This is a genomic window from Grimontia sedimenti (assembly GCF_011045095.1).
Lineage (GTDB): Bacteria > Pseudomonadota > Gammaproteobacteria > Enterobacterales > Vibrionaceae > Enterovibrio > Enterovibrio sedimenti.
Genome location: NZ_JAALDL010000002.1, coordinates 22,838 through 35,130 on the forward strand (window position 1 = coordinate 22,838; position 12,293 = coordinate 35,130).

Consider the following 12,293-nt stretch of genomic DNA (forward strand, 5'->3'; position numbering starts at 1 on the left):
GTGGAAGTCGGCTAGGGCGGTCAGATTTAGCAAGTGATGAAGTAAGGACGGTGAAGATGGTTCACATGACAAAGTTAACGCTGAAAAACCTGACGATGGCTTTGGTCGCGATGACCTTCTTTGCCGCCAATTCGGTATTGTGTCGAATGGCATTAGCGGATAGTGATATTGATCCGGCATCGTTTACCTCGATTCGATTGGTGTCAGGTGCACTAGTGCTTTATGTCCTCTCATATATTTTCCACGCTAAAGACAGTGAGTCTCCAAAATGTGCATTGGTTCAACAACCGATGGAACATTGGCTCGCAGCTGCCATGCTGTTTCTGTATGCAGCGACTTTCTCGTTTGCCTATATGTACCTGGAAACGGGCATTGGCGCGCTCATTCTGTTCGCTTTCGTTCAATTGACCATGTTCGCCTATAGCCACCACAAAGAAGGTGGAGCGAGTGGATTAGAGTATATTGGGGCACTAATCGCGGTTGCAGGCCTTGGTTACATGGTCTCTCCGGGAATGAATGCGCCTGATGCCTGGGGCGCGGGCTTGATGGCGATTTCTGGTGTGGCATGGGGCATCTACAGTGTGCTTGGGAAGGAAATGAAAGTGCCGCAGCTTCCCGCTAACTGTATTAATTTCCGTTTGAGCATTTTCTTCGTCGTGCCATTCTTCTTGCTCAACATCCCAATGAATACGGTGTCTTCGGAGGGTATTTGGCTGGCGGTCTTATCTGGTGCAGGGGCGTCAGCGGTTGGTTATGCGATTTGGTATGGCGTCGTTCAGCAGTTCAAAGCGACTCAAGCAGGGGTGATGCAGTTATCTGTGCCAATCATCGCAGCGCTTGCTGGCTACATGTTACTGGATGAAACGCTGACATTGAGAATGGTCATCTCTGCAGCGGTCATTCTGTTCGGTATAACCGTGACCTTTTTGGGTAAAGAGAACAAGCAGTCGTCATTGGCACGAGACTGAGGTCAACGGGTCACCACTCCCTGAATGTGGATGCATTTTCCGATGTCATCAAACGAGTGGGAATAAGCACGTTTACTTCTTCGATTTGCCCTTCGTTAAGCCACTTTTCAGCTATATGAGCGGCCTCACGACTCATGGTTTCCGGCGATTGAATTGAAGAGCCAATCCAGTTTGGTCTGCGTTCAAGAAATGCTGTTCTGGCATCTGGGCTTCCATCCACCGAGATAATCACCGCATCAGATTTTGCTTGCAGTAATGCGCTTTCAGCACCTAGCGCAGTGCGATCGTTGATAGCAAAAATGCCATCAATATCATCGTAAAGCTGCAAGGCATAGGCCATTTTCTCTAGTCCACCTTCCATACTCCCCGTGCCATTAAGAGAATCGCCCAACAAATGAAGTTTCGGGTGTTTTGCCAGCGCTTTTTTACATCCTTGAACCCGCTCCACGGCAGCCGAAACTTGTGGCCCGTTGATAATTAGTACATTCCCTTCACCACCGAGCACTCTCGCCAAACCCTCGCAAGCGACTTCTCCTGCACGGAGGTTATCAGTGGTAACAGTGGCAGTTGCACCGTCAGCTCTTACGTCAATAGCGAACACGGGAATCCCAGCGTTGGAAAGTTGTTGAACAGTAGGTCCAATCTTGTGTTCATCGGACGCGACGAGAAACACTACATCAACTTCTTCAGCCATAAATTCATTGAGCTGGCGCACTTGCCTTGGGTGATCATAGGCACTTGAGCGAACAAGAAGGACGCCGTCTTCACCAAAACGGTTGGAAACTTCCTCTTTGATCGTACGCACCACAGTAATGAAGTAGGGATTGGTGAGATCAGTGACGCTGACTCCGGCTTTGATGGCAGCCGCGGCGGGCGGCTGCATCAAAATGAAAAGAATAAAGGTAAGTAGCGCTTTCGGCATGTAAGCTAAGCCTCAGACGTTTCGATGGTTTGCCCTGGTTCCATTGCACCCGTCATGATTGCGACGGCATCATTCATAGTGTGGGTCTGCGGAGTGATGATGTCCACCCGCTTGCCCAGGCGGTGAATGTGCACACGATCAGCCACTTCAAATACGTGAGGCATGTTGTGACTGATCAGCACCACAGGAAGCCCACGGTTTTTCACTTCGAGGATCAAATCTAACACGCGACGGGATTCCTTTACGCCCAAAGCGGCAGTGGGTTCATCCATAATCACCACTTTTGAGCCAAACAGAGCAGAACGTGCCACGGCGACCCCTTGGCGTTGCCCTCCTGAGAGCGTTTCTACTGCTTGGGTGATGTCCTGAATCGTCATTAAGCCAAGCTCCGTGAGCTTTTCCTTGGCTTTGTCGCGCATTGCTTTCTTATCCAGCATGCGGAACCATTTGCCGCGCCAGTCTGAATGACGAATTTCCCGACCAAGGAAGAGGTTGTCTGCGATATTGAGGGCAGGGGAAACTGCCAAGTTCTGGTAAACCGTTTCGATACCGGCTTCACGGGCTTGCATTGGGTTGGAGAACTTAACGCGCTCGCCGTCCAAGATGATTTCTCCATCGTCGGGGATCAGCGCGCCGGAAAGGGCTTTGATCAAACTGGATTTCCCTGCGCCGTTATCACCGATAACAGCCAGAATTTCCCCGGGCATCAAATCGAAATCTGCGCCATCCAGCGCTGTGACGCGACCATAGCGTTTAACCAGCCCTCTGGCCTGAAGCACTGGCGTTTGGTTTTCATTGCTCATGATGCCACCCTCCGGATCCATTGGTCGATACTGACAGCCACGATGATGAGAATGCCGACAGTGAACTCCTGCCAAAGTACATCAACCCCCAGTAACGCCAGGCCGTTTTTAAATACGCCAACTATGAGCGCCCCAATCAGGGTGCCGAAGATAGAGCCCCGACCGCCAAAGAGGCTGGTTCCGCCGATCACTACGGCGGTTATGGAATCCAGATTGGCGGTGAAACCAGCCTGTGGACTGACTGAGCCGATTCGCCCAATCAATACCCAGGCCGCAAGGCCGCATATCACGCCAGCGAGTATGTAGACTGATAGCAGAATTTTGCGTGTTCGGATGCCAGCAAGCCGAGCTGCATCGGGGTCATCGCCCGTTGCATAAACGTGCCGTCCCCAAGCTGTCCAGTTCAGGGCATACCAGATGATCACAAACAGCAGCAGCATGAAGATGGAACTGTAAGCGATGCGAGCACCAAAGAACTCAATAGTATTGCCAAGCCACTGTAACAATGGCGCTTGCTGGTCAATGACTTGTGAGCGGATTGTCTGGCTGTTTGAATACCAAAGGTTCAAAGCAAAAAAGATGTTCCATGTACCCAAGGTGGCGATAAACGGCGGGAGCTTAATCCGTGATACCAAAAGGCCGTTGATTAGGCCGCATATTGCGCCGACGGATAATCCTGCCAACAAAGCAACGGGGGCGGAAAAGCCATAGTCTATGGCTGATCTTCCCATCACCACCGATGTGAGGACCATTATGGCACCGACTGACAAATCGATTCCCGCGGTCAGAATGATCAGGGTTTGCGCGATTCCAATGACAGCAATGATAGTGACTTGTTGGAGCACCAGAGAAAGGTTGAATGGGTGGAAGAAACGATCACCAACCAAGGTTGAAAATACCGCAACAGCAATGATCAGAACGAGAAAAGGGGCGGCTGTCGGGTGATTATGTAAATAGAGTTGAATGCGCTGTCCAACGCTAAAACCTTGATGGAGTTGGTCTCCAAGTGTGCGGTTTTGTTCAGATGAAGATGACATTTATTGCTCCTGAGTGCGTCCGTGTCCAGACAGGAAATGTCCGAGATTAGAAAAGAGAGGGAAGGGCTCCCTCTCGAAACCTAAGGGGTTAGCCCCAACACTTGCCTTTACCTTCTTTCGAAGTAGACGAAGACACGCCGTTAACAGGCTCATCAGTGATGAGTTCTACGCCGGTATCAAAGAACGATTTGCCTGGTGTCGCACCCGGTTTCACGCCAGATTTAGCGTATTCCACCACCGCTTCAACACCCAGTGATGCCATCTTAAGGGGGAACTGCATAGACGTCGCGCCGATCACACCTGCTTCGACGTTATCCACACCTGGGCAGCCGCCATCGACAGAAACAATAATCACGTCATCTTCACGGCCTACTGCTTTGAGGGCTTCATAAGCGCCAGCCGCAGCAGGTTCATTGATGGTGTAAACGAGGTTTACGCTGGGATCTTTCTGGAGGAGGTTTTCCATTGCGCGACGGCCGCCTTCCTCTGAGCCTTGGGTCACGTCGTTGCCCACGATGCGAGAGTCATCTTCGTCGCGGTTAATATCGGGGTTTTTGGTGTCGATACCAAACCCTGTGAGAAATCCCTGATTACGTGCTACATCGACGGTGATGTTGGCGGTACTCAAATCCAGCAGCGCGATACGGGCGTCTTTTGCGTTGTCCCCCAGTTTTGCTTTTGCCCACTGTCCAATCATTTCGCCAGCCTTGAAATTGTCTGTTGCAAAGGTGGCATCAGCGACGTTGGCCGGAGAGAACGGGGTGTCCAGTGCAATCACAAGCACGCCTGCGTCACGGGCGCGTTTGACAACCGGTGCGAGTGCCTGTGGATCGCTTGGGGTAATGAGAATCCCTTTTGCACCGGCGGCAACCAGGTTCTCAATCGCCTGAACCTGAGAGTCAGTATCACCGTCGAAACGGCCTGCGAATGAACTGACTTTGGCACCTAAGGCGTTCGCTTTTGCTTCAGCGCCTTCCTTCATTTTCACGAAGAATGGGTTGGTGTTAGTTTTGGTAATCAGACCAATTAGCACTTCTTCTGCGGAAGCCTGTGCCAGTGGCAAGGCTGCAAACATAGCGGCAATAGCGGTTTTGCGTAACAGCGTTTTCATAGCAGATCTCCTTGTGTCTTTGTCTTTTCAAATACACTGGCAAATGAAAACGAATGAACGGTTTCAAATCGTGAATCTTGCTGTTCACAATTGAAATAAAGCGGCTAACTATCTGAATATTTTGGAAAGAGAGATAAGTGAAGCTGACGATAACTTATTGGTTTTGTGATCAAAGGCCAGTCAGGTTGGTAGTCAAATTGCTCAGAAAGCTGGCTGGCAGGGAGTCCGGACATCAAAACAAAGTGAAGATCAGGGAATAGATGAAGCGCTTTGCTTCGCAGCCAAATCCCGGTTTCTTTGCTGCCAAGATTAATGTCACTGAGTACACAATCGAAAGAGATCTCTTGAAGTGTTGTCAGCGCTTCGCTCGCTGACTGAACCACTGTGACTTTTGCGCCGTCGTTTTCCAGAAGGGCTTTGATGGGGAGGGAAACATCATCATCGTCATCCACCAACAAAACCCTAGGGTTTCCAACACGGGTAACGGTTTCAGGGAACAATTCTGAAGCGTTATCGCTACGTTTTTCCTGCGTGAGGGGCAACATGATGCTGATTTGAGTGCCAACGCCCAACCGCGAGCTGATAGCAATTTCACCATGAGATTGCTCGACAAAGCCATATACCATGCTCAAGCCAAGGCCGCTGCCTTGCCCCTTTTCCTTGGTGGTGAAAAAGGGCTCCATCACTTTGGTCATTACATCCGACGCAATGCCATTGCCGGTATCAGAAATCTCCAACAATACCGCTTCCTGATTGCCTTCGAGCATCTGACAGGCACGGGTGGAAAGGGTGACGATGCCACCCTCTGGCATCGCGGTATTGGCATTGAGAAGCATGTTGATCAATGCGTTCTCCAATCCACTTTTATCCAGATAAACCCAATTTTCATATTCAGAAAGATCCAACGTTAGTCGGCTTGTGCCATCAAGTGTGTATTCAAGAAGATCGGCGAGTTCCCACAAGGTTTGTTCCAGATTTACGGGTTCTGGATGAAGCGGCTGTCGGCGGCTGAAAGCCAGTAGCCTGTCGACTAATTGTGTGCCTTTCTCTGTCACTGAAAGGGCGCGGTTTAGATAGGTTCTGTGATTTCCTTCTAGAGAGGCATTCATGTCCAATAGATCAAGGTTGCCACCAAGAGCTGAGAGCAAATTGTTGAAGTCGTGTGCGATGCCGCCAGTCAGTTGTCCCAGCGTTTCCATTTTCTGCGCCTGACGTAATTTCAGATCTATCTGACGGCTTTCAGTTAAATCTCTGTACAGGGTGATAAAGCCACCTGAAGGAAGAGGTTGGCTTCGGTATTCGACGATTCTGCCGTCCTTGAACTGACGTTCAAACACCTGTGGCTCCAAGTGGCGCTGTGCAATGGTCTCTCTTTCATCGAGAGATTCCTGTTCACTTTGCAACAATGAAGGCGTTATCAATGCCTGAACATCTTCAATATGCATGCCTTCATTTAACTTTTGGGGATCAATCCCCAGTAGAGCAACATACTTGCGGTTCCAAACCAACAGGCGGTTGTCTTTGTCGAAGGCACTTAGTCCATCCTGCATATCGTGGAACAGGGTTTCTAACAAAAGCTTCTGGCGAGACAAGTCGCCTGTGACCCGGGCTTTTTCGATTGCGTTGTGTTGGAACGCTTTGAAAGCACTCGCGAGCTTGCCGATTTCATCCTGACGGGGAATGTTGATAGGTTCATGTTCTGTGTTACCACTGGCGAGGCTAATCATTTCATCAGTGACCCGTTGTAGGTCTTTCGCCATGCGATCATTAAAACGATAAAGATAGAACACGCCAACGGCGAGAGAGAGCAATATGAACGCCATCAGCAGCGCAACGTGATTGATGGCTTTTCTGGCGAGCAGCTGCTGTTCGTTGACATCATTCTGGTGGGTTTGAACAATCTCCGTCACGTAGTCAGCCATTCGCTCTGACTGCGCGCGGATAGAGGCCAGTAAGAAGGCATTTTCTGAACGCAATGCGTTGATTTGTTCGTTACTGCGGGACAGGGTTGCCAGCACGGGCGAAACGTTCTGTGCCAAAGTGGGATTGTCCACGGATTCATTTTCGATGCTGACCATCACCTGTTCTATCCATCCTGACTGGATCCGGGAGGGATCCTTGCGGAAAGCATCGACAAATCCTTTACCAAATGGATAGGTTTCAAGTTCATCCAGCGAGAACTGCTGGGCCATCAAGTCTTCGCGAATAAACAACTCACTTTCAACGTTTGCCATCAGTCTGGTGAGTGTGTTTTCTACTTCTTGATAGCGCTTCCCAAGCTCCAAGGCATAATCTGGATTTGTCAGTTTGGCGGCATTCTCTCGCAATGCTTTCGCTCTGGCGTAGAGCTGGGCTTTTTCGTTCTGGACCTGAAATGGCCGGGCAGAGGAAGCGGTATAAGGCGCCATTGCGGCAATTTGAGCAACACCTTCAGAGAGATTCAAAGCCGTTTGCGTATCGGTCAAAGTAGTTTCCGTGACGCGATCGAGCAGGTATTGATTCTGCCATAACGTAAACAGGGAAAAGCCCGCCATCAGTGTGGTAAGAAGCAACAATACCGACAGTGTCAGCATTAAATGCGGGCGAATACTCTGGCTTCGCATTACTGGTCGCTTAATGCCGAATTCATGACTTGGGCGACGGCGCAATCGAAGCGATAACCTAAACCTCGCTCAGTTTTGATCAACGAAGGAATTCGAGGGTTTGGCTCGATTTTCCTCCTGAGCCTAACCACTAGTACATCTATTGTTCTGTCCATCGAATCACTGTCAAAACCATGTGTTTTCTCCATCAACTGTTCACGGGTCAAGACTCGCTGAGGGGAGGAAATAAAGGCTTCGAGAAGGGAAAATTCACCGTAAGTCAGGTCAGCTTGGTGCCCCTTGGTATGAATAAGTTGGCGTCGGGAAAGGTTGAGCGTCCAATCAGAAAATTGATAGAGGGTTTCGTCACTCTCGACCGGTTTGGATTCAATCGCCTGTGATTTTTTGCTCCGACGAAGCAGCGCATTCACACGGGCGGTGAACTCGCGCAGGTTGAAGGGCTTCATCATGTAATCATCGGCTGCGACTTCCAGTCCAATAATCAGATCGGTGGCATCGCCTTTGCCAGTGAGCATCATAATGGGAATGTCGCTGTTTTCCCTGAGTTGACGCGCTAATTGGAGACCATCTTCGTTGTTTAGACGGAGATCTATCACGGCCAAATCGATATCACTGGCTGCCCTAAGCTGGTTGCCATTACTTGCTTTAGTGACGTTGTAACCAACCTGAGTTAGGGCATCGGCTAGGACGTCTCTCACTTCCTGCTCGTCATCGACGACGACGATATGTGAGACCTGACTGCTCATCATACTTCCTCCATTGACTTAGGAACTATAGCAGTAGGCTACTGAATTGAATGGAGGAATTCTGAGAATGAATCAAATACTGTTTGTACGTACAGATAAAATCTACGATAGGCGACAAGCTGAGGTATACTGCCCCTGAGATTGCTATTTCTGAGGCTAACTTGCAGTATCAAGACGGTTTTTTAATCAGTCGACACAGCCGTGATATCGGCGAACAGACTGAACTGACACTCTGGGTTCAGACCGACAATGGACCCGCGAAGTTGATTGTCACGGGTGAAAAGCCAGTGTTTTTTGTTGCGTCCATTCATGTGAATCAGGCTCAGACAATACTCAATACCGCAGGTATCGCCTTTACTTGCCGCGAACTGCCTTTGAAAGACTTTACTCTCCAAACGGTATCTGGTTTTTACTTCAATACGATCAACGCTGCCAATCGTGCAAGCCGTCTTCTTCAGATGGAAGAGATTAATACTCTCGAATCTGATGTCCGTTTGCCTGACCGATATCTGATGGAAAGGTTTATCTGCGGTGGACTAACTTTCGCGGGCAACGCTACCCAACGCAGAGGCTTTACAGAGTATCGTGAGGCCAAAGCGAAATCATCGGACTATTCCACTGCACTTTCCCGCGTGTCACTCGATATCGAGTGCTCAGAGAAGGGCGTACTATACTCAATAGGCCTAGATAGCGAACGTGACAGCCGTGTCATCATGATTGGCGATATGCCAGCCAATGCTGGTGAGTATCCTTGGATTCAATGGGTAGCATCAGAATATGACTTACTGAAAGCGCTCAATGATTGGTTTGTCACGTTTGATCCTGATGTGGTCGTGGGATGGAGTGTGATTGATTTTGACTTCAGGCTTCTGGTCAAACGCGCTGCATTCCACAAGCTGGATTTACGATTAGGGCGCGGTGGAGAAAAGGCACATTGGCGCGATTCTTCAAACAGCCGGCAGGGGTTTATCACCTTGCCAGGGCGTGTGGTGATTGATGGCATTGATGCGCTGAAAACGGCGACATACAGCTTTCGTTCATGGTCGCTTGAATCGGTATCCCGTGAAATGTTCGGCGAAGGCAAAGCGATTGATAACCCTTACGATCGCATGGACTCTATCAACCGGATGTTCCGTGACGATAAACCTGCGCTTGCCAAATACAACCTGCAGGACTGTGTGCTGGTTAACCGCATTTTTGAGCAAACCCACTTACTGGAATTTCTTATCCAGCGGAGCCGTTTAACGGGTATTGAACTGGATCGTATTGGCGGCTCAGTGGCGGCTTTCACCAATCTTTATATGCCAAGGTTGCACCGTGCTGGTTATATCGCGCCAACGCTGGCTAGCGAAAACTGGATTGCCAGCCCCGGCGGTTATGTGATGGACAGTAAACCTGGCTTGTATGACTCCGTACTGGTGTTGGATTTCAAATCCCTCTATCCCTCGATAATCCGTACGTTTTTAATCGACCCCTTAGGTTTGATTGAAGGGCTTCAGGCTCAGGAAACAAGTGTTCCTGGCTTTCGTGGCGGTGTCTTCCACCGAGAAAAACATTTCCTGCCGTCATTGATCGAAAACCTTTGGAAAGCCCGCGACGAAGCCAAACTGAAAGGCGAAAAGGCGTTCTCACAGGCGATTAAGATCATCATGAACTCCTTTTACGGCGTGTTGGGCTCATCAAGCTGCCGCTTCTTTGATCATCGGCTGGCGTCGTCAATCACCATGCGTGGTCATGAAATTATGAAGACCACCCGTGAGCTGATTGAAGCAAAAGGGTATGAAGTCATTTATGGTGATACTGACTCGACCTTTGTTTCGCTAGGAAGGCTCTATCCAAACGAAGAAGCGGATGAAGTAGGTCAAGCGCTGGTGGAGCATATTAACGCGTGGTGGATTAACCATCTAACCGAAAACTATGAAATTACCTCGGCGCTTGAGATTGAATACGAAACTCACTACCAGAAATTCCTGATGCCCACGATTCGTGGACAGGATACCGGCAGTAAAAAGCGCTATGCGGGTTTGGTCAATAAAGATGGTGAGCGACGTATTGTCTATAAAGGATTGGAAACGGTTCGGACAGACTGGACGCCATTGGCTCAGGTTTTCCAACAAACCTTGTATCAGAAGGTTTTCGATGGGGAAGAGGTGGAAGAGTACGTTCGTAATACGGTTGAAGACACGTTACGTGGTAACAATGATGATCAACTTATCTATCGTAAACGATTACGCCGTAAGCTTTCTGACTACGAGAAGAATGTGCCGCCCCATGTGAAAGCAGCACGCAAAGCCGATGAGGCGAATAAGAAGCTAGGGCGCAACCTTCAGTATCAGCACGGCGGCTGGATTGAATACGTAATCACTGTTAACGGTGCCGAGCCATTAGAAGCATTGGATAGTCCGTATGACTATCAACATTACGTCGACAAACAATTGAAGCCGATTGCAGACGGTATATTGCCTTTCATCGGGAAGAACTTTGATGATTTGGCGATGCCACAGTTAGGATTGTTTTAAATTCGGGTTTATTCGTTGAAGAAAAACAAAGAGCCGGGCATTTATTGCCTGGCTCTTTGTCTTCAAAATACTTCGAGCTAGAAGAAATCGACGCTTGAAACGTAAGTGCGAGAGGCAACAACCGGGTCAAAGCAGACTGCACCACGGTTTGGTGTACACACTTTATAGACATCACCACAATCAAAAATGGCCAGGATAACTTCATCATCTGTGCCAAAGCAGGTCGGTAATTTACCGCCAACTTTAGCCTTCACTTCCTGACCTTCATGTTCCCACGTCAGGCTTTCAATGCGCGAATCCTTGACTGGGGCATCAACGTGTTTAGCAATGGCTAGGTAAATGGATTCTGCGTGATCTTGGGACTCAGCGGACGGAACGAAAAACGACATAACTCCTCCTAAATAACAATCATCCTTGCGCCTTTTCAGAGTTGGAGCTCTGTACTGTAAAAAGGCGATAACCCAAAAGGTTATGTGGTCAACTTAACAAATTTAGACCACTAAACGCAATGGAATTTTATTCCACTAGTAGAAATCACCTAAGCGGAAATGATTGGGCGTAAAGTTAATATCAGCGAGTTACAGAAGGAAATTTGCTTTTCGAGTGAAAACTCGCTTGAATGAAAACACAGACACAAACGACATCGGAGGGTGTATGGAACAACTCGATTTCTTTACCGTGCCTAGCCCTTGCATTGGTGTGTGTCAGGTGAATAACAAAGGCTATTGCAAAGGTTGCTTTCGAAGCAGGGAAGAGCGTTTTCACTGGAATGACTTTACCGGTGAGCAAAGACGCAATGTAATTCGACTTTGTAAGCAGCGTTACGTGCGCGTGATGCGGGCTAAGTTGGCGAAAGACGCAGAAGGAAATGTGGAAGAGATCAGCCCACAACAGTCCCTGTTTGGCGATGAAGACTGATACCAATCGTAGTAAATATCTGCTCATCCTAGCTTGTTAAAATTCTCGATAATTGCGTTGGAAAATTTGATTGTAGAATAACTACTTATCGAAATTTTCCGCCTTGTTCTCGAGCATTTTTCCTGCGCTATTTCTGATCACCTATTTACTGTGATGGGTATGATTAGCTGAAGACAAACAGCGAATACAAAAAAAGCGCCTCGAGAGGCGCTTTTTCAATTCAAGCTCAAAGCAATTATACGCGGATGAAATCCATGTGCATAACTTTTGGCTTGAATGGGTGACGTTGGATGTCCTGAGGCTTAACGTTAACTTCAGTACCGTCGATAACAAGAGTAATCGCTTCGTAGAACTCAGGCTTGTCCATTTGAGTGATCACTTTATTGTGGTCCAGAGCGATTGCTACAGGAGCTGCTTCGCCACCGTAAACTACTGCTGGGAATTGATCAGCGTGACGCAGGCGGCGGCTCGCACCTTTACCCTGCTCAGTACGTACTACTGCTTCGAATTTCATAATAAATACTCTTAAATAGAGAGTTGAAAATAAGTACCTAGATTTGCGACCAAACTAAGTACCAAGTAAATCGAGCGCGGATACTAACATTGAGACTGGGTAATAACAAGCGTTGCCAGTGATTTAATGCGTGAATGCTGAGTACTTGTGCG

11 protein-coding genes are annotated in these 12,293 nt (G+C 48.7%); 3 read left to right on the forward strand and 8 right to left on the reverse strand.

The window, feature by feature from the left end; all coding sequences use genetic code 11:
* The first annotated feature begins 65 nt into the window (after positions 1-65).
* Positions 66-968, forward strand: a complete 903-nt coding sequence (locus G5S52_RS03005; RefSeq protein ID WP_235956072.1) for a DMT family transporter — start codon at positions 66-68, stop codon at positions 966-968.
* A gap of 10 nt (positions 969-978) precedes the next feature.
* On the opposite strand, the gene G5S52_RS03010 is transcribed toward G5S52_RS03005, so the two are convergent.
* The 6 genes from G5S52_RS03010 to G5S52_RS03035 all read right to left on the reverse strand — a co-directional run bounded on the left by G5S52_RS03010 (position 979) and on the right by G5S52_RS03035 (position 8,193).
* The gene (locus G5S52_RS03010) at positions 979-1,890 is read right to left on the reverse strand and encodes a substrate-binding domain-containing protein (protein ID WP_165011740.1); all 912 of its coding nucleotides are present in this window, start codon (positions 1,888-1,890) and stop codon (positions 979-981) included.
* Positions 1,891-1,895: 5 nt separating this feature from the next.
* A complete protein-coding gene (locus G5S52_RS03015) occupies positions 1,896-2,693 on the reverse strand; it encodes an ATP-binding cassette domain-containing protein (RefSeq protein ID WP_165011741.1) in 798 nt (265 codons plus the stop codon).
* Positions 2,690-3,730 carry an ABC transporter permease gene (locus tag G5S52_RS03020; RefSeq protein WP_165011742.1) on the reverse strand — a complete coding sequence of 347 codons (1,041 nt, stop codon included), beginning with the start codon at positions 3,728-3,730 and terminating at the stop codon, positions 2,690-2,692. Before G5S52_RS03020 ends, G5S52_RS03015 begins: the two co-directional genes overlap by 4 nt.
* An 88-nt stretch (positions 3,731-3,818) precedes the next feature.
* A complete protein-coding gene (locus tag G5S52_RS03025) occupies positions 3,819-4,841 on the reverse strand; it encodes a sugar ABC transporter substrate-binding protein (protein WP_165011743.1) in 1,023 nt (340 codons plus the stop codon).
* Between the two features lie 104 nt (positions 4,842-4,945).
* The gene (locus G5S52_RS03030) at positions 4,946-7,444 is read right to left on the reverse strand and encodes a PAS-domain containing protein (RefSeq protein ID WP_165011744.1); all 2,499 of its coding nucleotides are present in this window, start codon (positions 7,442-7,444) and stop codon (positions 4,946-4,948) included.
* Positions 7,444-8,193: a winged helix-turn-helix domain-containing protein gene (locus G5S52_RS03035; protein WP_235956073.1), complete on the reverse strand. Its 750-nt coding sequence runs from the start codon at positions 8,191-8,193 to the stop codon at positions 7,444-7,446. Before G5S52_RS03035 ends, G5S52_RS03030 begins: the two co-directional genes overlap by 1 nt.
* Before the next feature lie 158 nt (positions 8,194-8,351).
* Between G5S52_RS03035 and G5S52_RS03040 the strand changes: the two genes are divergently transcribed.
* Positions 8,352-10,709 (forward strand): DNA polymerase II, encoded by a 2,358-nt coding sequence (locus G5S52_RS03040; RefSeq protein WP_165011745.1) that lies wholly within the window; start codon positions 8,352-8,354, stop codon positions 10,707-10,709.
* 77 nt (positions 10,710-10,786) lie between these two features.
* Here the strand turns inward: G5S52_RS03040 and G5S52_RS03045 are convergent, their stop codons facing one another.
* Entirely contained in the window at positions 10,787-11,098 is a 312-nt protein-coding gene (locus tag G5S52_RS03045; RefSeq protein ID WP_165011746.1) for a hypothetical protein, read from the reverse strand.
* A 265-nt stretch (positions 11,099-11,363) separates the two neighbouring features.
* On the opposite strand from G5S52_RS03045, the gene G5S52_RS03050 reads away from it, so the two are divergent.
* The gene (locus tag G5S52_RS03050; protein ID WP_165011747.1) at positions 11,364-11,627 is read left to right on the forward strand and encodes a DUF1289 domain-containing protein; all 264 of its coding nucleotides are present in this window, start codon (positions 11,364-11,366) and stop codon (positions 11,625-11,627) included.
* A 235-nt stretch (positions 11,628-11,862) separates the two neighbouring features.
* Here G5S52_RS03050 and rplY read toward each other — a convergent pair whose 3' ends face one another.
* On the reverse strand, positions 11,863-12,141 hold the full coding sequence (gene rplY, locus G5S52_RS03055; RefSeq protein WP_165011748.1) for a 50S ribosomal protein L25: 279 nt from the start codon (positions 12,139-12,141) through the stop codon (positions 11,863-11,865).
* Between the last annotated feature and the right edge of the window lie 152 nt (positions 12,142-12,293).